Source organism: Mixta mediterraneensis, from assembly GCF_030283135.1.
Lineage (GTDB): Bacteria > Pseudomonadota > Gammaproteobacteria > Enterobacterales > Enterobacteriaceae > Pantoea > Pantoea mediterraneensis.
On record NZ_JASUAZ010000033.1, the window covers coordinates 19,584 to 38,889 of the forward strand.

Below are 19,306 nucleotides of genomic sequence, written 5' to 3' on the forward strand. Positions count from 1 at the left end.
GCACCCCCGGAACCTTACGTTGGTAAGCGACCGGATAAAAGCCGCCAACGCCACTACAGCCTGAAAGATGACAGGTAAGCCGCAAATACAATAAATGGAGTAGAAACATGGCGTGGAATCAGCCCGGAAATAACGGACAGGACCGCGACCCGTGGGGAAGCAGCAATAATCAAGGCGGCAACTCTGGGGGAAATAAAGGAGGTCAAGACAAAGGACCACCTGATCTGGATGATATCTTCCGTAAGCTGAGCAAGAAGCTCGGTGGACTGGGCGGTGGCAAACAGAATGACAACGGGCAGCGCGGCTCTGGCAATGGTGGCAAAATTGTTGGCATTGTCGTTGTTGCGGCTGTGGTTATCTGGGCCGCCAGCGGATTCTACACCATCAAAGAAGCGGAACGCGGCGTCGTTACCCGTTTCGGCAAATTTAGCCATTTGGTTGAGCCAGGTCTGAACTGGAAACCGACGTTTATCGATCAGGTGCGTGCGGTAAACGTAGAAGCGGTACGTGAACTGGCTGCGTCAGGCGTGATGCTAACCTCTGATGAAAACGTCGTGCGCGTTGAAATGAACGTGCAGTATCGCGTAACCGATCCAGAACGTTATCTGTATGCGGTAACCAGCGCGGATGACAGTCTGCGTCAGGCGACAGATAGCGCCCTGCGCGGCGTAATCGGCCGCTCAACGATGGACCGCATTCTGACCGAAGGGCGTACCGTAGTGCGTAGCGACACTCAACGCGAAATCGACGAAACTATCCGGCCATACGATATGGGCATCGCGGTGCTGGATGTCAACTTCCAGGCTGCGCGTCCGCCGGAAGAAGTAAAGTCTGCGTTTGATGATGCCATTGCGGCGCGTGAAAACCGCGAACAGTACGTTCGCGAAGCGGAAGCTTACGCCAATGAAGTTCAGCCACGTGCTAACGGTCAGGCGCAGCGTATTCTGGAAGAAGCGCGCGCGTATAAAGAGCGCACCGTGCTGGAAGCGCAGGGTGAAGTCGCGCGTTTTGCCAAAATTCTGCCGGAATATAAAGCGGCACCCCAGATCACTAAAGAGCGTCTGTACATCGAAACCATGGAACGCGTGTTGAGTCATACGCGTAAAGTACTGGTTAACGATCGTGGTAACAATCTGATGGTGTTGCCGCTGGATCAGCTGATGCGTGGCATGGATTCTGCCGGACAGAGCGGTAAGAAGGGTAGCAGTACCACCACTACCACGTTGCCACCGCTTTCTGACCGCAGCGCCAGTAGCAATAACAGTTCGTCATACAATCCAGACAGCATCATGGATCAGCGCCGGGCAAACGCTCTGCGCAACGATACCCAGCGCGAAGGGAGAGAGTAATCGATGCGTAAGCCCATAGTATTTTTAGTTATTGTCGTGCTGGTGATACTGTACGCGTCACTTTTTGTGGTGCAGGAAGGCCAGCGCGGCATCGTGCTGCGCTTTGGTAAAGTATTGCGTGATGATGAAAATAAGCCGCAGGTTTACGCGCCGGGCCTGCATTTCAAAGTACCGTTTATCGAAACGGTTAAATCTTTGGATGCCCGTATTCAGACCATGGATAACCAGGCCGATCGCTTTGTAACCAAAGAGAAAAAAGACCTGATCGTTGATTCTTATATCAAATGGCGCATCAGTGATTTCAGCCGTTATTACCTGGCGACAGGCGGCGGCGACGTTTCTCAAGCCGAAGTGCTGCTAAAACGTAAGTTCAGTGACCGTTTGCGTTCTGAAATGGGCCGTCTGGATGTAAAAGACATCGTTACCGATTCCCGTGGCCGATTAACGACCGACGTGCGTGATGCGTTGAATACCGGTAGCGCAGGCAATGACGATGAAATCGCTACGCCAGCGGCTGATGACGCCATTGCCAGTGCAGCAGCCCGGGTTGAACGTGAAACCAATAGCAGCGAACCTGCGCCAAACCCGAACAGTATGGCGGCGTTAGGTATTCAGGTTGTCGATGTGCGTATCAAGCAGATCAACTTACCGACCGAAGTTTCTGACGCAATCTTCAATCGTATGCGTGCTGAACGTGAGGCGGTGGCACGTAGCCAGCGCTCACAAGGTCAGGAAGAGGCAGAAAAGCTGCGCGCTCAGGCCGATTATCAGGTAACGCGTACCCTCGCGGAAGCACAGCGTGAAGCGTTGATTACCCGTGGTGATGGAGATGCTGAAGCGGCGAAACTCTTTGCAAATGCATTTAGTCAGGACCCGGACTTCTACGCATTTATCCGTAGTCTGCGAGCCTATGAAAACAGCTTCAGTGAAAATCAGGATGTCATGGTTTTAAGTCCAGACAGTGACTTCTTCCGATATATGAAAGCGCCCTCTAACGCAACGCGATAAGAACTGATATAACCTACGGGCCGACAATTTTGTCGGCCTTTTTTTGGATTATCAGAATGAATACAAGTGTCTGGATGGCGTTAGCTCTGGTCTTAGTGCTGGAAGGACTGGGACCGATGTTTATGCCCCGCGTCTGGCGACGTATAATTCAGTCGATGACGCAACTGCCCGATCGCCTGCTGCATCGCTTTGGCGGAGGTTTAGTGGTCGCCGGAGTTGTGATTTATTGTATGCTGCGGATGCGCGGCAACGTTTAACACCGGGCATCCTGTCGCCTAAATAGTGGTTTTAAGGCGCGCTCCCCCCAACATGTTGTAGTGATCAAAACGCAGGCAAAAAAGCGCGCAATCGTATGCTAAAAGAGCTGAAAGCGGTTGGATCAGATGGTAGAATCCATTTTTAAGCAATCGGTGATTTTGAGAAATGGGTAAGAACGTCGTCGTACTGGGCACCCAATGGGGTGACGAAGGTAAAGGTAAGATTGTAGACCTTCTGACTGAACGCGCGAATTTCGTTGTGCGTTATCAAGGCGGCCACAATGCGGGCCACACACTTGTCATCAACGGTGAAAAAACCGTCCTCCATTTGATTCCTTCTGGCATCCTGCGCGAAAACGTTACCAGCATCATTGGTAATGGCGTGGTTCTCTCTCCTGAAGCGTTAATGAAAGAGATGAAAGGCCTGGAAGAGCGTGGTATTCCGGTACGCGAACGTCTGCTTATTTCTGAAGCTTGTCCGCTGATTCTGCAATATCACGTAGCGATGGATTTGGCGCGCGAAAAAGCGCGTGGCGCGAAAGCAATCGGCACGACCGGTCGCGGTATCGGTCCAGCTTACGAAGATAAAGTTGCCCGTCGTGGTCTGCGCGTTGGCGACCTGTTCAATAAAGACACTTTCGCTGCCAAGCTCAAAGAAGTGGTGGATTACTACAACTTCCAGCTGGTGCATTACTACAAAGAAGACGCGGTCGATTTTGATAAAGTGCTGAACGATGTGATGGCGGTGGCCGACATCCTGACCAGCATGGTCGTTGACGTGTCTGAACTGCTGGACAATGCGCGTAAGCGTGGCGATTTGATTATGTTTGAAGGCGCACAGGGTACGCTGCTGGACATCGATCACGGAACTTACCCCTACGTAACGTCATCGAATACCACGGCTGGTGGCGTTGCGACCGGTTCAGGTATTGGTCCACGTTACGTCGACTACGTGCTGGGCATTGTGAAAGCTTATTCCACACGCGTTGGTGCTGGCCCGTTCCCGACAGAGCTGTTTGACGAAACGGGTGAGTTTCTGTGCAAACAAGGCAACGAATTCGGTGCAACCACAGGGCGCCGCCGTCGTACTGGCTGGCTGGACGCAGTGGCTGTACGCCGTGCCGTTCAGATCAATTCGCTGTCAGGTTTCTGTATGACCAAACTGGATGTGCTGGATGGTCTGAAAGAAGTGAAGATCTGTGTTGCTTACCGCATGCCGGATGGTAGCGAAGTCACTACTACGCCGCTGGCGGCCGAAAACTGGGAAGGCATTGAGCCAATCTATGAAACGATGCCTGGCTGGAGCGAAACCACGTTTGGCGTAAAAACGCTGGAAGGCTTGCCACAGGCCGCTCGCGATTACATCAAGCGTATTGAAGATGTAACCGGCGTTCCGGTTGATATTATTTCAACCGGCCCTGATCGCAGTGAGACGATGATTTTGCGCGATCCGTTTGACGCTTAATCACGCAAAGGCCGGACAATGTCCGGCCTTTTTGCTAACCCGCTCTTTGACCATTCATCTACCTTTCGCTTACCAAATCGCCTTCTGGTTTAAAAAAACACACAGCCGTTCAGACTCTGGTTTATCATCTTACGTAATTATGTAGTGAACCGGTTTCACAGCGAAATCCTTCGCGAGACGAGCGAATCTATGTCACTTATGATGCTTCACCGAGGTTAACGTGCAGCTGACAAGTTTTACTGATTATGGTCTGCGCGCCTTGATCTACATGGCGACCTTGCCTGAAGGCAAACTGACCAGTATTACCGAGGTAAGCGATATTTACGGCGTGTCGCGCAACCATATGGTCAAAATAATCAACCAGTTAAGCCGTGCGGGTTTTGTGGCGACAACACGCGGGAAAAATGGCGGTATTCGTCTTGGCATGCATGCCAGGCAAATCATTCTGGGTGAAGTCGTCCGCAAAATGGAGCCGCTACAATTAGTGGATTGTGGCGCATGTTCTATTACGCCAGCTTGCCGTTTAAAGAAAGTACTCAACGATGCGGTGCAGTTGTTTTTACGGGAACTGGATGGCTACACACTGGCGGATCTTGTCGAAGGTAATACTCCTTTATATGAAATCATATTGTCCGAACCGCCGGTGGCAATAAATATTAAATGACATCGGAGGAACCGCTATGTCAAAAGATCCTTATCAGGATAGAGAAGCTGAAAAATACGAAAATCCTATTCCAAGTCGGGAATTTATTCTGGCGCTGCTAGAAAAACGTGAAAAACCAGCCAGCCGCGATGAGCTGGCACAAGAAATGAATTTGCAGGAAGAAGAACATTTAGAAGCACTGCGCCGCCGACTACGCGCTATGGAACGTGATGGGCAGTTAGTGTTTACTCGCCGTCAGTGTTATGCGCTGCCTGAACGCCTTGATTTGCTGCGTGGCAAAGTAATCGGCCACCGTGACGGATATGGTTTTCTGCGCGCAGAAGGCCAAAAAGATGATTTGTACCTTTCTGCTGAACAGATGAAGTTCTGCATGCATGGCGATGTCATCCTTGCTCAGCCTTTAGGTGCCGATCGCAAGGGGCGTCGCGAAGCGCGCGTGGTTCGCGTACAGGAACCGCGTAATAATCAAATTGTCGGTCGCTACTTCACCGATGCAGGGGCCGGTTTTGTTGTGCCAGACGACAGTCGTCTGAGTTTCGATATTCTTATCCCGCCAGAAGAAACCATGAATGCCCGTATGGGCTCGGTGGTCGTGGTTGAGCTGATGCAGCGCCCGACGCGTCGTACCAAAGCCATTGGTAAAATAGCCGAAATCCTTGGCGATGATATGGGAACCAGCCTTGCCGTCGATATGGCACTGCGCACCCATGAAATCCCTCACAGCTGGCCGCCAGAAGTTGAGCAGCAGGTCAGCAGGCTCAGCGAAGTCGTGCCAGAAGAAGCGAAAGCAGGCCGCGTTGATTTGCGTCAGCTGCCTTTAGTCACCATTGATGGCGAAGATGCGCGTGATTTTGATGATGCTGTTTACTGTGAGAAAAAACGCGGTGGCGGCTGGCGTTTATGGGTGGCAATCGCCGATGTGAGCTATTACGTGCGTCCAGGCACCCCGCTGGATAATGAGGCGCACCAGCGTGGAACCTCGGTTTACTTCCCTTCACAAGTCGTGCCGATGCTGCCAGAAGTGCTCTCCAACGGGCTATGTTCGCTAAATCCACAGGTTGATCGACTGTGTATGGTGTGTGAAATGACGGTCTCGGCGAAAGGCAAACTGACCGGCTTTAAGCATTACGAAGCGGTAATGAATTCCCATGCGCGTCTGACTTACACCAAAGTGTGGAATATTCTTCAGGGCAACCCGGAACTGCGTGAGCAATACGCGCCGCGGGTAAAAGAACTGGAAGAGCTACACAATATGTATAAGGCGCTGGAAGCGGCACGTGAAGAGCGCGGCGGCATCTCGTTCGAAACGGAAGAAGCCCGGTTTATCTTTAATGCCGAGCGCCGTATCGAACGTGTAGAGCGTACTTCACGCAACGATGCGCACAAGCTGATCGAAGAATGTATGATTTTGGCGAATATCGCCTCCGCGCGTTTCGTTGAGAAAAATGAAGAACCCGCGCTATTCCGCGATCACGATCGCCCCAGCGACGACAGCATTAAAAGTTTCCGCACCGTATTAAACGAGCTGGGACTGAGCCTGTCGGGTGGGAATAAACCGCAACCCATTGATTACGCTGCCTTGTTAACCGAGGTGGCCGATCGCCCGGATGCGGAAATGCTGCAAACCATGCTGCTGCGTTCAATGAAACAGGCGGTTTACGATCCAGAAAACCGGGGACACTTCGGCCTGGCGCTGGCGTCTTACGCTCACTTTACCTCGCCAATTCGCCGTTACCCGGACTTACTGCTGCACCGCGCCATTAAATATCTGCTGGCAAAAGAGCGGGGCGAAGTGAAAGGGCTGACCACCGAAACCGGCGGTTATCACTACGATATGCAACAAATGTTGCAGCTGGGCCAGCACTGTTCCTTAACCGAGCGTCGCGCAGACGAAGCGACACGCGACGTTGCGGACTGGCTGAAATGTGACTTTATGCAGGACCAGGTCGGTAACGTCTTTAATGGTGTGATTTCCAGCGTGACCGGTTTTGGCTTCTTTGTGCGCCTCAACGATCTCTTCATCGATGGCCTGGTCCATGTCTCAACGCTGGATAATGATTACTATCGTTTTGACCCCGTTGGGCAGCGTTTGATCGGCGAATCCGGCGGTCGGACTTATCGCCTGGGCGATGCGGTAGAAGTGCGTGTTGAGGCCGTGCACATGGACGAACGCAAAATTGACTTCGCGTTGATTTCCAGCGCGCGTCAGCCGCGTGGCGCAGGTAAAACCGCACGCGATCGAACAAAACGGGAAGGGAAGGCGCCGCCGAAGCGTCGCCGTGAAGCCAGTAAAAAAACCAACTTCGAGCCGGATTCGGCTTTCCGCAGTGACAAGAAAAAGCCTGCCACTGCCAGGAACGAGAAAAAAAGTAAAAAAGTCTCGGAGAAAACCCGTAAAATCGCCGCCGCCACTAAGGCTAAGCGCGCCGCGAAGAAGGCGAAGCCTGCCTGACGTGTGCCTCTGCCCTTTCTCGCTTGAGCGAGGGCGGTTTATCATCCATTCATTTCTAACCACTGAGCAGATCGATGAGCGAAATAATTTTTGGTATCCATGCCGTGCAGGCGCTGCTGGAACGCGATCCACAACGTTTCCAGGAAGTCTTTATTCTCAAAGGCCGCGACGATCGTCGCCTGCAACCGCTGGTAACCGCGCTGGAAGCTCAGGGAATCGTCATTCAACTGGCAAACCGTCAATGGCTCGACAGCCAGGTTGAAGGGGGTGTGCATCAGGGCATCGTGGCTCGCGTCAAGCCGGGTCGTCAGTATCAGGAAGGCGATCTGCCGGATTTGCTACACAGCCTGGAAAAACCATTTTTACTGGTGCTGGATGGCGTTACCGATCCCCACAATCTTGGCGCCTGTTTGCGTAGCGCCGATGCGGCAGGCGTGCATGCGGTCATCGTACCGAAAGATCGCTCCGCCACGCTCAATGCAACGGCGAAAAAAGTCGCCAGTGGTGCCGCAGAAAATGTGCCGTTAATTCGCGTTACCAACCTGGCGCGTACGTTGCGTTTGTTGCAGGAGTACAATATTTGGGTGGTGGGAACCGCCGGCGAAGCCGATCACACCCTGTATCAAAGCAAAATGACTGGTCCAATGGCACTGGTGATGGGCGCTGAAGGTGAAGGTATGCGCCGCCTAACGCGTGAACACTGCGATGAGCTAATCAGCATTCCCATGGCGGGTAGCGTTTCTTCGCTGAACGTGTCGGTGGCAACCGGCGTTTGTCTGTTTGAAGCGGTGCGCCAGCGCAGCCTGTAATTTCTGTTGGCGTGATCGCCGCCACAAAAAAGTTTCTGTACCAGGCATAACTGCGCATCGCTCCCATAATTAGGGAGTAAATTCCGTGAGGAGTGGTTATGACCTGGACAACCCACACCGTATTTAATCAGCCGCAACCCCTCAGCAACAGCAATTTATTCCTTTCCGATACGCCATTATGCGAAGCACTGTTACGCGAAGGCGGTGAATGGGATCGCGAATGGCTGGCTTCGGTTGGTTTGCAACTTGGCAGCGCTGAATCGCTGGAGCTGGGAAGATTAGCTAACGCCGAGCCACCCGAACTGCTGCGTTACGATGCACGTGGTGCGCGTTTAGATGAAGTGCGTTTTCATCCTGCATGGCACTTACTGATGCAGGGCGTTTGCGCCAGTCGTTTGCACAATCTCACCTGGCAGCCAGATGTACGGGAACGTGCCAGCGTGGCGCGTGCGGCGCGCTTTATTCTCCATGCGCAAGTGGAAGCCGGAACGCTTTGTCCGGTGACGATGACGCATGCCGCGATCCCTTTATTACAAACTTACCTTCCTGCCGCGTTTGAAGGCTGGTTCGATCCGCTGCTGAGCGATCGTTACGATACGCATGCGCAACCCGGCGAGCAAAAGCGTGGTTTACTCATTGGCATGGGGATGACAGAAAAGCAGGGCGGCAGCGATGTTATAAGCAACACCACGCGAGCCGAACCGCTGGGCGTGCGCGGGCCTGGTGAAGCCTGGCGAATCGTCGGACATAAATGGTTTTTTTCAGTGCCGCAAAGCGATGCGCATTTGATTCTGGCTCAAACTCAGCAAGGGCTGAGCTGCTTTTTTCTGCCGCGCCTGCTGCCCGACGGCACGCGCAACGCCATCGTTATCGAACGTTTAAAAGACAAGCTGGGTAACCGCTCGAACGCCAGCGCTGAAGTTGAATTCAAAGATGCGACCGGCTGGCTGTTAGGCGAAGAAGGCGAAGGCGTACGTTTGATCCTGAAAATGGGCGGCATGACGCGCTTCGATTGCGCGCTAGGCAGCCACGGTCAAATGCGTCGTGCTTTCTCGGTGGCGCTGTATCACGCTCATCAGCGGCAGGTCATGGGAAAAAATCTGGTGGATCAGCCGTTAATGCGCCAGGTATTAGCCATGCAAGCGCTGCAACTGGAAGGGCAAACCGCACTTTTGCTGCGGCTGGCGCGAGCCTGGTCACAGCCTGCTCAGGAACACGAGGTGAGGTTTGCTCGCCTGTTTACGCCCGCCGCGAAATATGGCATTTGCAAAGCGGGTATGCCGTTTGTCGCCGAAGCGATGGAGACATTAGGCGGAATTGGCTATTGCGAAGGAAGCGAACTGCCCCGGCTGTATCGTGACATGCCGGTCAATAGCATCTGGGAAGGCGCTGGCAATGTGATGTGCCTGGATGTACTGCGAGTGCTGACAAAGCAATCTGACATTATTGAGATGCTGAATCAGGAGTTCGATGCGGTAAAAGGCAGTAACCGACACTTTGATGCGCGCTGGCGACAACTTAAGCTGAAATTGGGCAAAGCTCAGGAAACGCAAGCGCGTGACCTTACGCAGAACCTGCTGCAACTGGCAACCGGTGCGCAGCTGCTGAAATACTGAGCCGCCAATAGCGGATGCGTGGTGTCGCCAGTGGCTGGATCAGCGCGGAACACGGCCTTTAGACAGCGCGCTGACCAACCGTTTACTGCTGCGTGCGAGCGGCGGGTAACGCACCATATAACGTCGCCGTGGCGTACCATAAACCGGGCATCACCGTTTCATCTATCATTACAATTTGATAGTAAACCGCGCCAGCCTGGTTCGCTCGCGCGGCAATTTCACGTTCCGCATCATCCGGCGAACCGCGCACGCTGACGCTAAGGGTGCCCATTTTCGGCAAGCCATAGGTTTGCGCACGCGTAATTTCCTGCGAATGGCGAGTTGGTGCCGGTGGGGCTTCCGGCGTGGTCTGAAAGGCCGAACAGCCGCTGAGCAGCAGACTTACAGCCAGAAAAAAAGCGTAACGCATGGCGAATCCTTAATCGGGACGATGATCTGAGTGTATGCTACTGTCCCGATAGCGAGCACAACTTAAGGTAAAAATGCTGGCTGCGTTAAAGGGTGACCCGCTTGACGCAGGATTTGCGCAGTGCTTTCTGCGGGTGCCACTCAATCGCTGCTCTGATGCAGCCTGGCTGGTTTGATTTATGACCCATCTGCTGGTCAATTCCCAACGCCAGTTGCTATGCGATAACGTTAAACTTTCTTGATGCCTGAACCTGCTCACTATGGGTCGCAATGTGCGTCATCGCTTCGCGCGATTGCGCCGCCAGGATATGGCCTGTAGCAACCATGCTGATGGAGTTGCAAGCAGACCCTCTCTTTGGCTGCCTGCGCCAGTGTCTGTACTTCCACAGCAACGTCAGATGTCAGGCCGTGGAGCGAGAGTGGCTTCATCACTGACCTCCGCATCAAATCAGGCGGATACAACATCAACGGCAGACAGCAGGAAAAGCGTAGCGTGATGATTATTCCATCAAAATGTGAACCGGCTCGCATTTCCATCGACAGAACGTACACTTGACTGGCAGGTTTTGAACTTCACTCAGGAGGGAACATGATTGAACTCACCACGGAAACGCTGGCTGGTATCGAATGCATTCACGCGATGCCCACGGATCAGCGTCACGCCAGGCTACCGACCGTGCTGTTTTACCACGGTTTTACCTCATCAAAAGAAGTGTATGCCTATTTTGCTGTGGCATTAGCCCAGGCTGGCTTTCGTGCGGTGATGCCAGATGCGAATATGCACGGCGCGCGCTATAGCGGGAATGCAGAATACCGTCTGAGTCATTTCTGGGACATTCTGAAACAGAATATTGATGAAGTCCCGCTGCTTGAAGCGGCACTGCGCGAGAAAGATCTGATTGCTGATGAACGCTTCGCGGTTGCTGGCGCATCAATGGGCGGCATGACGGCGCTCGGGGCGATGGTGCGCTATCCACAGATTCACAGCGTCGCCTGTATGATGGGGTCAGGCTATTTTATGCAGCTCAGCCATACGCTTTTTCCGCCGCTGGTGGCGCGTACGCCTGAACAAAAGACGCAGTTTGCCGAGCGTATGGCACCGCTGGCCAGTTACGATCCTTGCGCTCAGTTAGAAAAGCTGGCTAATCGTCCGCTGCTGCTGTGGCATGGCGAAGCGGATGAAGTAGTGCCTTTTGCCGAAACGACACGGCTCGACAAAGTGCTGCGTGAGCAAGGGCTGGACGCCCATCTGACCTCGCTGTCCGAAAAGCACATTGGCCACAAAATTACCCCTTCCGGCCTGACTGCTCTGGTGAGTTTCTTTAAGCATCAACTGTAAACGTAACGGGCTGGCAGCACACAGCCAGCCCGTTACGTTAAGAGCATTACCACGGGTTTGATTGCCGTTCCGCCGCGTTATTGCTGCTGGCGTGGCGATTGTCCGGCGCATCCAGTCGGTTAACGTAAATATAGCCTGAAGCCGCTTTGCTACTGTTACTTCTCATCTGCTGCGCACAGTCAGCATGGCTGGCAAGAGCGGGTGGAGACAGGAAGAGACCCAGTAAAGTGGCGATGACGAACGCTTTCATGCCCGACTCCTCATTACAGGGAACACACTCTGATCAGACGTCAGCGACGTCTGAGTTAAAGTTTAGTGGCTGGTCAGTATGTCGCTAGCTCGCCGTCCTGAACGTTTTTATCAGCATTTTTGAACAAGTTGCCCACAATCCTTTGTATTTTCAGCGTTAGCACAAAAAGCACCGGTATCTGGCACGGCGCATCCAATTTAATGAAATGTGCGCTTGAGTTTAACGGGGGACATCAGTATGATTACGCGTCAATTTTTCAGCCGCATTCTCAGGTTGTGACTCATGAAAAGTGGGGCACTGCCTATAACGTTCCTTGCTTCCACGGGCCGCGGTTGACCCAGACAGGAGGCTGAATAATCCGTAAGGAGCAATTTCGATGCGTCATTACGAAATCGTATTTATGGTCCATCCTGACCAGAGCGAACAGGTTCCAGGCATGATCGAGCGTTACACTGGTGCTATCACTGGTGCACAGGGCACGATCCACCGTCTGGAAGACTGGGGCCGCCGTCAGCTGGCTTACCCGATCAACAAACTGCATAAAGCGCACTACGTTCTGCTGAACGTTGAAGCGCCGCAGGAAGTTATCGACGAGCTGGAAACGAACTTCCGCTTCAACGACGCCGTTATCCGTAGCATGATTATGCGCGTTAAAAACGCGGTAACTGAAGCATCACCGATGGTTAAAGCGAAAGATGAGCGTCGTGAGCGCCGCGAAGATTTTGCTAACGAATCCGCTGATGACTCAGATGCTGGGGATTCTGAAGAGTAATCCATCGTGACGGTTAATCGGCTGCGCTTGTCTGGCACGGTGTGCAAGACGCCGGTTCGAAAAATTAGCCCGTCAGGAATTCCTCACTGTCAGTTTGTGCTTGAGCACCGCTCAGTGCAGGAGGAGGCCGGATTTCACCGGCAAGCCTGGTGTCGGATGCCGGTGATTATCAGCGGCAGCACCCATCAGGTGATTACTCAACATATAACGGTCGGCACGCAACTCATTCTCGAAGGCTTTATTAGCTGCCATCAGGCGCGCAATGGTCAGAGTAAAATGGTGTTACATGCCGAGCAGATTGAATTGATAGATTCTGGAGACTAGCCAAATGGCACGTTATTTCCGTCGTCGCAAGTTCTGCCGTTTCACCGCGGAAGGCGTTCAAGAGATCGATTATAAAGATATCGCAACGCTGAAAAACTATATCACTGAAAGCGGCAAGATTGTTCCAAGCCGTATCACCGGTACTCGTGCAAAATACCAGCGTCAGCTGGCTCGTGCTATCAAGCGCGCGCGTTACCTGTCTCTGCTGCCGTACACTGATCGTCATCAGTAATCGGCCGCTGTCCATAACGACTTTAAGAGGATAAGGTAATGCAAGTTATTCTGCTTGATAAAGTAGCAAACCTGGGCAGCCTGGGTGATCAGGTTAACGTTAAAGCGGGCTACGCGCGTAACTTCCTGGTTCCACAGGGTAAAGCTGTTCCTGCTACTAAGAAAAACGTTGAATTCTTCGAAGCACGTCGTGCAGAACTGGAAGCCAAACTGGCTGACGTTCTGACTGCAGCTAATGCACGCGCAGAGAAAATCAATGCACTGGGCACCGTTACCCTCACGTCTAAAGCAGGCGATGAAGGTAAACTGTTCGGTTCCATCGGTACTCGCGACATCGCTGACGCTGTAACTGCAGCTGGCGTTGAAGTGGCTAAGAGCGAAGTTCGTCTGCCGAACGGCGTTCTGCGCACCACAGGTGAGCACGAAGTGACCTTCCAGGTTCACAGCGAAGTATTCGCGAAATTGATCGTGAATGTAGTTGCTGGGTAATTTATTACTGAGCAATGCAGAAACGCCGGCCTGTGCCGGCGTTTTTGTTTATTGCGCGCGGATAAAACTGCCATCCGGCTGACGGGTAAATAACACCGGGCCATTTGCGCTAACGACGGTTAATCCTGTCACCACACCTTGCGCGTCCTGCCGAATCTTCACCTGCTGTCCACTCTGTAATGCACTTAGCGGCTGATCGCTACCTTCCACGCGCGCCATAGCAAACACATCATTTACCGGTAAGCTATTATCGCGAAACAGCTGCGCCAGCGTTTGACCCGATGCGACGGTATAACTGCGCCATGTGCCTTGTGAATCGCTTTTCGGCGGGGGTTGGGTTTGCGCGGACTGCTGAGAAGGCGGCGGATTGTTATCATAAATATCCGCCTGCATGGGCCCGTCTTTTCCTGTTTCGGTAGAAGGTGTAGCCGGGCGTTCAACCGGATACTGGGGCGTGTCCGAAGGCCAGAGAAACGCTAACAGCATCACCAGCAGCGCGAGGACAATGCCACGGCGATGCGGAGCAGGTAGCGGATCCATCCAGCGAATCGTGTCGGTGAAATACCAGATACGCTGAAGCCAGTCAGGTAAGCGGGATGACGCGTCTGAAGCCATTCGTAATTCCTCCTCTCCGGCGGATTGCTGCGGCTTGCGCGAGGGCAGCCAGGCTTGCAGCCGGGATAAAATACGCGGTGCGCGCGTCCTGCGGCGTCGTGGGGCAATCTGGCCCATGTTCTCTCTCTTCAATTTGTGCCACCGACAAGGATAACCTTGTCGATTGTTATAGTATGGGCAATGTGGGCGCGCAGTGCCCGCCAGCATTGATAAATTTGACCTGTGTATTGTTTCTCTTTCGCCGGGAAAAGTCATCTGCGACGCAGGGCATTTTACGCCAGCAGCCTGCGCTGTTATGCTGCCCGTTCGAATTTTTCCCAGAGTGAAAGGAACGAAGATGACAACCCCTTCTTTCGACAGCGTCGAAGCACAAGCAAGTTACGGTATTGGTTTACAGGTTGGCCAGCAGCTGCTGGAATCTGGTCTGCAAGGTCTGCAACCAGAAGCACTGCTCGCGGGCCTGCGCGACGCGCTGGAAGGGAACTCACCGGCGGTGCCGGTTGATGTTGTGCATCGTGCGCTGCGTGAAGTGCACGAACGTGCTGAAGGCGTACGCCGTGAACGTACCGAAGCGATGGCTGCTCAGGGCCAGGTATTTCTGACTGAATATGCACAGCGTGAAGGCGTGAGCAGTACGGAATCTGGCTTGCAGTTCAGCGTAATCACCCAGGGCGACGGCCCTATCCCGTCTCGTCAGGATCGCGTTCGCGTTCATTACACCGGCAAGCTGATCGACGGCACGGTGTTTGACAGCTCGGTCGTACGTGGCGAGCCAGCAGAATTCCCGGTTAGCGGTGTTATTGCTGGCTGGATTGAAGCGCTGACGCTGATGCCTGTTGGCTCAAAATGGGAATTAGTGATCCCGCATAATCTCGCATACGGCGAACGTGGCGCGGGCGCCTCTATCCCGCCATTCAGCACGCTGGTATTTGAAGTAGAACTGCTGGAAATTCTGTAACGCTTCTGGCAACGTCATAAAAAAACCAGCCTTTGGGCTGGTTTTTTTATGCAATGGTTAAACCGTGTGAATCAAACGGATTGCGCGCCGGGTATGGGATGTTTTAGCCACAAGTCCCCTCAACGGGCCGTTATGCACCAGCATGGAGCGCTGGCGCATCATGCTGCTAACCGTGCCTGACTGGCGTAGAAAGGCTGGCCACTTAATCGGCCTGCTTTTGCAAATCTGCCTGCCAAATCGCAAAACCGCGCTCATCGCTACCTTTCGGCTGCATCGGATATTGCGCGTGCTGCTTAATTAAGCCACTGGCTTTATTTCCTGGGGCGGTTTCAAAACGAATATCCAGCGGGATCGCGGCTGTGATCGGGGCCAGACGCCAGTTATTATCCGCTTGCGGCTGCACTTCATCGTGCTTTTTGGTTTCTGTACTAATATAAGCCGCCACTACCGAGCGATTCTCATCCGGCGAAGCAAACGCAATATACCTGTCGCCCGTCCCGGCAAATTTGCCGCCGTAAGCGCGGTAATTGTTCGTCGCGACGAGGAAAATGGCCGCCGGATCTATCGGCTTGCCTTGCCAGCTAAGCTGTTTAATGCGCGAAGCCGCGGGATGGATGAGCTGGCATTCCGCGTCATAACGAGCAGGTTGCGTTACGTCGATCTGATACTTCACACCATCAATCACATCAAAATTGTAGGTACGAAAATCCCAGTTAATCAGTGATTGCGGCTGGCTGCTGGTGGGATCAATTTGATTAAACTGACCTGCTGAGCATTCCAGCCACTCTTTCACCTGCGCACCGCTGATTTTCATCACCACCAGAGTATTGGGATAGAGATACAGGTCAGCAGCGTTACGGAAGGTCAGCGGGCCTTTCTCAACCTCTACGTAGCTGGCGGGATCGTTTTTACGTCCACCGGCTTTAAAGGGGGCGGCAGCTGAAAGTACCGGTAAACGTCCTAAATCAGGATCGCCCTGAATAAAATGTTCAACGTAGGCTCGCTGGGCATTGTTAACAATCTGTACCGTCGGATCGTCCTGCACCAGCGATAAATAGCTGTACATCACATCTGCGGATTTACCGATCGGCTGGGCAACAAATTCTCGCGTAGCACGATGATCATCAGCCAATATTTTTACCAGGGCCGGATCTTCAGCAGCGAGTGACTTCTTCTGTGCGGTATCATAAATTGGGCGCGCCTGCGCTTTGCCGCTGCTGACCCGCCAGTGTCCATTATCATTATTCAGTACGAGGTCAACCACGCCGAGATGATCGCCCCACATTCCCGGCATTACCGCAGGAATACCATTCAGCGTGCCGTTAGTAATATCTGCGCCTTTGATCGCCGCAAAATCCTGGCTGGGGTATACCGCATGGGCGTGACCAAACAAAATTGCATCAATACCTTTAACCTGACTGAGGTAATAAACCGAGTTTTCGGCCATCGCATGGTAAGGCTCACTGCTCAGGCCAGAATGCGGAACGGCAATAATCAGCTCAGCCCCCTGGGCGCGCATTTCAGGAATATAGCGGCGAGCGGTTTCGGTGATGTCATCGACGCGTACTTTTCCCTGTAAATTTGCTTTGTCCCACACCATGATTTGCGGTGGAACAAAACCGATGTAACCAATCTTCACGCTTTGGCGTTTGCCGTCGCGATCAATAACCTCCGTTGGTTTAATCAGATAAGGCGTAAACAGCGGTTTGCCGCTTTTCACATCAATGACGTTGGCGTTGATATAAGGAAAACGTGCGCCGGAGAGGGCTTTTTTCAGATAAGGCAAGCCGTAATTAAATTCATGGTTGCCAAGGTTACCCACGCTGTAATCCAGCGTATTCAGGGCTTTATACACCGGATGAATTTCGCCAGCCTGCATGCCTTTTGCCGCCATATAATCGCTCAGCGGGCTGCCCTGAATGATGTCGCCGTTATCCACCAGGACACTATTTTTGACCTCCTGACGGGCTGCATGGATCAGCGAGGCGGTGCGCACCAGGCCAAACTTCTCGGTTGGCGTATCCTTGTAATAATCGAAATCCATCATATTGCTGTGCAAATCGGTCGTTTCCAGCACGCGTAAATCTACGGTTGCTGCTGATAATGCGGTGGACATCCCAAACGCCAGTAACGTTATGCCAGGCTTAAACATGCAATCTCCTGCTCCCAAAGGTTTAAGCTCCCAAAATAATGTAAAAGCTTGATGGATGGTCATTTTAAAACGTGATGGATATAACGCTTTGATGCTTTGGGAGCGGGCTTGCAAATTTCAGATTTTGCCGTCGCGGCGCAAGTGTGGCGATGCGGATTGAACTATGGTATTGATATATCTATGAAATGCTTTGCTGTAGTGTGGTCACACAGCGCAGATAGCGGAGCGGCTAAATGTAACCGATCGGGTGCTGAGATAGATACGCAGCATTCGCATAACACGAGGTGAAAAATGTTAGAGCAAATCTGCCAACTGGCGCGTGAAGCGGGCGACGCCATTATGCAAGTTTACAACGGTGCGGCACCGCTTGACGTTGCTCGCAAGTCTGATGATTCGCCTGTCACCGCAGCGGACATCGCGGCACACAATATTATTGTCCACGGCTTAAAGCAGCTGTCACCCGATGTTCCGGTACTGTCAGAAGAAGATCCACCCGGTTGGGATGTTCGTCAGCACTGGCAGCGTTACTGGCTGGTGGATCCACTGGATGGCACCAAAGAGTTCCTGAAGCGTAACGGTGAGTTCACTGTCAATATCGCGCTGATTGAACAAGGCAAACCGGTGCTGGGCGTGGTTTATGCTCCCGCGTTAGGCGTGATGTATGCGGCAGCAGAAGGTAAAGCCTGGAAAGAAGAGAACGGTCAGCGCACACAAATTCATGTGCAGGAGGCGCGTCCGCCGCTGGTGGTAGTCAGCCGTTCACACGGTAATGATGATGAGATGAAAGAATATTTGAAACAGCTGGGCGAGCATCAGACGGTTGCCACCGGTTCCTCGCTGAAGTTCTGCCTGGTGGCGGAAGGCAAGGCTCAGCTGTATCCGCGTTTTGGACCGACCAATATCTGGGATACGGGCGCAGGTCACGCGGTCGCGATGGCGGCCGGGGCACATGTGCATGACTGGCAGGGAAAAACACTGGATTACGCGCCACGGGAATCTTTCCTGAACCCTGGCTTCCGCGTTTCACTGTTCTGAGATGAAAACGGGAGGTTTTCCTCCCGTTAATCAATGCGGCTTACTGTTTCAGCAAGGCCTGCAATAATGACATCACCTGTTTTATTTCGTCCTGAGTCAGTGAGCCGTCTTTAACAAAGCGCACATGCCCGCTTTTATCCAGCACGACAATCGCGGAACTGCCTTCTTCCAGCTGCCAGGCTTTCTGCACATTGCCCTGGCTATCAACAATAAATTGTGACCACGGATAGTGCTGCTTGTTAGTCTGGATGCTGCTGCGTACAAACATGCCAGTGCCGGGGATGGCATCATCCGTATTAACCACGGTGGTGGTCTGATAGCGATCGTGCGGCAACCTGGCGGATTTAATTGCTTCAATCAGCGCCGCATTCTTTTCTTTTGCTGATGAACGACCGGCAATATGCTGAATTACGCGTACCTTTCCGTTCAGTTGCACACTGTTCCAGCTTCTGTAACTAAACTTATCCTGTTGCCAAATCAGTTCGCCTTTGTCGTTAACGCCCACCGCAGGAACACGTTCGCCCTGTTTAATAGCATGGGCCAGCACGCTAACCGGCATGAACATCGCAAAAACCGCTGCCGCTACCGTTATTCGCATACAAGCTCCTTTGGTGATCCGACCAGTTAGTCATTTTATTGCAATAGTAAGCAGCGAAGATAAGGTTGTCGCGAAAATGTTTCATCTTTGTTACGGGCGACACAATTATTTAACGACCGAAGGTTTATACTGGCTTAAATGACCGTGCTAACAGAGTGTTCTGTAATGGTGTGTAAACTCAGTAAAAAAATTCAATTTTCGGAACATGCGTAACGCAGAGTGTTCTATAGTTTATCCGCAATTCGCGCTTCAAGGGCTCGTACCGATTTTGGAAACGGTTGAGTTTGATAAAGGAAAAGTTTTGATTCCGCGCGTCAAAGACAAACAGCATCTGAGCGTAATGTCAGAAATCAATCGCCAGGTTGTGCGTCTCAAGCTTGAGTTCAACTAAGCTGTATTAGTCGCGACTTGATCTGACACTGGACCTTGAAAGGTTGAGAGTTACCGGTTTTGATATGGGTGTCTAATCCTTATACAAAACACGAGGTAACTCTCATGCTTCATACTAACAATCC

At 52.6% G+C, this 19,306-nt stretch carries 19 protein-coding genes and 2 pseudogenes; 16 read left to right on the top strand and 5 right to left on the bottom strand.

Going from position 1 to position 19,306, the window contains the following annotated elements:
• Window positions 1–107 precede the first annotated feature (107 nt).
• The 8 genes and pseudogenes from hflK (at window position 108) to QRY16_RS16270 (ending at window position 9,729) form a co-directional block, all read left to right on the top strand.
• Window positions 108–1,349, top strand: coding sequence for an FtsH protease activity modulator HflK (gene hflK / locus QRY16_RS16235; protein WP_193405702.1), 1,242 nt, complete (start codon window positions 108–110; stop codon window positions 1,347–1,349).
• Between the two features lie 3 nt (window positions 1,350–1,352).
• Window positions 1,353–2,357 carry a protease modulator HflC gene (gene hflC / locus QRY16_RS16240; protein ID WP_193405703.1) on the top strand — a complete coding sequence of 335 codons (1,005 nt, stop codon included), beginning with the start codon at window positions 1,353–1,355 and terminating at the stop codon, window positions 2,355–2,357.
• Between the two features lie 56 nt (window positions 2,358–2,413).
• Window positions 2,414–2,614, top strand: a complete 201-nt coding sequence (locus tag QRY16_RS16245; protein ID WP_289777335.1) for a DUF2065 domain-containing protein — start codon at window positions 2,414–2,416, stop codon at window positions 2,612–2,614.
• Between the two features lie 166 nt (window positions 2,615–2,780).
• Window positions 2,781–4,079, top strand: coding sequence for an adenylosuccinate synthase (locus QRY16_RS16250; protein WP_289777336.1), 1,299 nt, complete (start codon window positions 2,781–2,783; stop codon window positions 4,077–4,079).
• A 220-nt stretch (window positions 4,080–4,299) separates the two neighbouring features.
• Window positions 4,300–4,743, top strand: coding sequence for a nitric oxide-sensing transcriptional repressor NsrR (gene nsrR / locus QRY16_RS16255; protein ID WP_193405706.1), 444 nt, complete (start codon window positions 4,300–4,302; stop codon window positions 4,741–4,743).
• A 16-nt stretch (window positions 4,744–4,759) separates the two neighbouring features.
• The gene (gene rnr / locus QRY16_RS16260; RefSeq protein ID WP_289777337.1) at window positions 4,760–7,195 is read left to right on the top strand and encodes a ribonuclease R; all 2,436 of its coding nucleotides are present in this window, start codon (window positions 4,760–4,762) and stop codon (window positions 7,193–7,195) included.
• 74 nt (window positions 7,196–7,269) lie between these two features.
• Entirely contained in the window at window positions 7,270–8,004 is a 735-nt protein-coding gene (gene rlmB / locus QRY16_RS16265; RefSeq protein WP_193405708.1) for a 23S rRNA (guanosine(2251)-2'-O)-methyltransferase RlmB, read from the top strand.
• Window positions 8,005–8,102: 98 nt separating this feature from the next.
• Window positions 8,103–9,729 (top strand): annotated as a pseudogene (locus tag QRY16_RS16270) (isovaleryl-CoA dehydrogenase).
• Here the strand turns inward: QRY16_RS16270 and bsmA are convergent.
• Window positions 9,703–10,029, bottom strand: coding sequence for a biofilm peroxide resistance protein BsmA (gene bsmA / locus QRY16_RS16275; protein ID WP_289777338.1), 327 nt, complete (start codon window positions 10,027–10,029; stop codon window positions 9,703–9,705). The pseudogene QRY16_RS16270 and the gene bsmA overlap by 27 nt on opposite strands.
• A 588-nt stretch (window positions 10,030–10,617) precedes the next feature.
• On the opposite strand from bsmA, the gene yjfP reads away from it, so the two are divergent.
• Complete coding sequence (gene yjfP / locus QRY16_RS16280; RefSeq protein WP_289777339.1) at window positions 10,618–11,367, top strand: esterase; 750 nt, start codon at window positions 10,618–10,620, stop codon at window positions 11,365–11,367.
• Window positions 11,368–11,413: 46 nt separating this feature from the next.
• Here the strand turns inward: yjfP and QRY16_RS16285 are convergent, their stop codons facing one another.
• The gene (locus QRY16_RS16285; protein WP_193405711.1) at window positions 11,414–11,617 is read right to left on the bottom strand and encodes a hypothetical protein; all 204 of its coding nucleotides are present in this window, start codon (window positions 11,615–11,617) and stop codon (window positions 11,414–11,416) included.
• Window positions 11,618–11,993: 376 nt separating this feature from the next.
• Here QRY16_RS16285 and rpsF point away from each other — a divergent pair, with 376 nt between their 5' ends.
• From rpsF to rplI, 4 genes are read left to right on the top strand one after another with little or no spacing between them, the layout of a single operon-like run.
• Window positions 11,994–12,389, top strand: coding sequence for a 30S ribosomal protein S6 (gene rpsF / locus QRY16_RS16290; protein ID WP_193405712.1), 396 nt, complete (start codon window positions 11,994–11,996; stop codon window positions 12,387–12,389).
• 6 nt (window positions 12,390–12,395) lie between these two features.
• On the top strand, window positions 12,396–12,713 hold the full coding sequence (gene priB / locus QRY16_RS16295) for a primosomal replication protein N (RefSeq protein WP_193405713.1): 318 nt from the start codon (window positions 12,396–12,398) through the stop codon (window positions 12,711–12,713).
• A 4-nt stretch (window positions 12,714–12,717) separates the two neighbouring features.
• Window positions 12,718–12,945, top strand: a complete 228-nt coding sequence (gene rpsR / locus QRY16_RS16300; protein ID WP_000135199.1) for a 30S ribosomal protein S18 — start codon at window positions 12,718–12,720, stop codon at window positions 12,943–12,945.
• A gap of 38 nt (window positions 12,946–12,983) precedes the next feature.
• Complete coding sequence (rplI, locus tag QRY16_RS16305; protein WP_193405714.1) at window positions 12,984–13,433, top strand: 50S ribosomal protein L9; 450 nt, start codon at window positions 12,984–12,986, stop codon at window positions 13,431–13,433.
• Window positions 13,434–13,481: 48 nt separating this feature from the next.
• Here rplI and QRY16_RS16310 read toward each other — a convergent pair whose 3' ends face one another.
• Window positions 13,482–14,165 (bottom strand): LysM-like peptidoglycan-binding domain-containing protein, encoded by a 684-nt coding sequence (locus QRY16_RS16310; RefSeq protein ID WP_289777340.1) that lies wholly within the window; start codon window positions 14,163–14,165, stop codon window positions 13,482–13,484.
• 220 nt (window positions 14,166–14,385) lie between these two features.
• On the opposite strand from QRY16_RS16310, the gene fklB reads away from it, so the two are divergent.
• Complete coding sequence (gene fklB / locus QRY16_RS16315; RefSeq protein ID WP_289777341.1) at window positions 14,386–15,006, top strand: BamJ family beta-barrel-assembly machinery protein; 621 nt, start codon at window positions 14,386–14,388, stop codon at window positions 15,004–15,006.
• A gap of 202 nt (window positions 15,007–15,208) precedes the next feature.
• On the opposite strand, the gene QRY16_RS16320 is transcribed toward fklB, so the two are convergent.
• Window positions 15,209–17,158, bottom strand: coding sequence for a bifunctional 2',3'-cyclic-nucleotide 2'-phosphodiesterase/3'-nucleotidase (locus tag QRY16_RS16320; protein WP_289777342.1), 1,950 nt, complete (start codon window positions 17,156–17,158; stop codon window positions 15,209–15,211).
• 291 nt (window positions 17,159–17,449) lie between these two features.
• On the opposite strand from QRY16_RS16320, the gene cysQ reads away from it, so the two are divergent.
• On the top strand, window positions 17,450–18,193 hold the full coding sequence (gene cysQ, locus QRY16_RS16325; protein WP_289777343.1) for a 3'(2'),5'-bisphosphate nucleotidase CysQ: 744 nt from the start codon (window positions 17,450–17,452) through the stop codon (window positions 18,191–18,193).
• Between the two features lie 40 nt (window positions 18,194–18,233).
• Here cysQ and QRY16_RS16330 read toward each other — a convergent pair whose 3' ends face one another.
• A complete protein-coding gene (locus QRY16_RS16330; protein ID WP_289777344.1) occupies window positions 18,234–18,791 on the bottom strand; it encodes a YtfJ family protein in 558 nt (185 codons plus the stop codon).
• Window positions 18,792–19,071: 280 nt separating this feature from the next.
• Between QRY16_RS16330 and QRY16_RS16335 the strand changes: the two are divergent.
• Window positions 19,072–19,182, top strand: a pseudogene (locus QRY16_RS16335) (DUF1107 family protein); the annotation flags it as partial.
• Window positions 19,183–19,306: the final 124 nt, after the last annotated feature.

What these genes read in the sequence shown, in the direction of transcription:
- QRY16_RS16320 (WP_289777342.1), bottom strand. Translation starts at nt 17,158, where the DNA reads ATGTTTAAGCCTGGCATAACGTTACTGGCGTTTGGGATGTCCACCGCA.
- rpsR (WP_000135199.1), top strand. Translation starts at nt 12,718, where the DNA reads ATGGCACGTTATTTCCGTCGTCGCAAGTTCTGCCGTTTCACCGCGGAA.
- QRY16_RS16285 (WP_193405711.1), bottom strand. Translation starts at nt 11,617, where the DNA reads ATGAAAGCGTTCGTCATCGCCACTTTACTGGGTCTCTTCCTGTCTCCA.
- hflK (WP_193405702.1), top strand. Translation starts at nt 108, where the DNA reads ATGGCGTGGAATCAGCCCGGAAATAACGGACAGGACCGCGACCCGTGG.
- fklB (WP_289777341.1), top strand. Translation starts at nt 14,386, where the DNA reads ATGACAACCCCTTCTTTCGACAGCGTCGAAGCACAAGCAAGTTACGGT.
- QRY16_RS16330 (WP_289777344.1), bottom strand. Translation starts at nt 18,791, where the DNA reads ATGCGAATAACGGTAGCGGCAGCGGTTTTTGCGATGTTCATGCCGGTT.
- bsmA (WP_289777338.1), bottom strand. Translation starts at nt 10,029, where the DNA reads ATGCGTTACGCTTTTTTTCTGGCTGTAAGTCTGCTGCTCAGCGGCTGT.
- yjfP (WP_289777339.1), top strand. Translation starts at nt 10,618, where the DNA reads ATGATTGAACTCACCACGGAAACGCTGGCTGGTATCGAATGCATTCAC.
- QRY16_RS16310 (WP_289777340.1), bottom strand. Translation starts at nt 14,165, where the DNA reads ATGGGCCAGATTGCCCCACGACGCCGCAGGACGCGCGCACCGCGTATT.
- QRY16_RS16245 (WP_289777335.1), top strand. Translation starts at nt 2,414, where the DNA reads ATGAATACAAGTGTCTGGATGGCGTTAGCTCTGGTCTTAGTGCTGGAA.
- rpsF (WP_193405712.1), top strand. Translation starts at nt 11,994, where the DNA reads ATGCGTCATTACGAAATCGTATTTATGGTCCATCCTGACCAGAGCGAA.
- rlmB (WP_193405708.1), top strand. Translation starts at nt 7,270, where the DNA reads ATGAGCGAAATAATTTTTGGTATCCATGCCGTGCAGGCGCTGCTGGAA.
- cysQ (WP_289777343.1), top strand. Translation starts at nt 17,450, where the DNA reads ATGTTAGAGCAAATCTGCCAACTGGCGCGTGAAGCGGGCGACGCCATT.
- rnr (WP_289777337.1), top strand. Translation starts at nt 4,760, where the DNA reads ATGTCAAAAGATCCTTATCAGGATAGAGAAGCTGAAAAATACGAAAAT.
- QRY16_RS16250 (WP_289777336.1), top strand. Translation starts at nt 2,781, where the DNA reads ATGGGTAAGAACGTCGTCGTACTGGGCACCCAATGGGGTGACGAAGGT.
- hflC (WP_193405703.1), top strand. Translation starts at nt 1,353, where the DNA reads ATGCGTAAGCCCATAGTATTTTTAGTTATTGTCGTGCTGGTGATACTG.
- rplI (WP_193405714.1), top strand. Translation starts at nt 12,984, where the DNA reads ATGCAAGTTATTCTGCTTGATAAAGTAGCAAACCTGGGCAGCCTGGGT.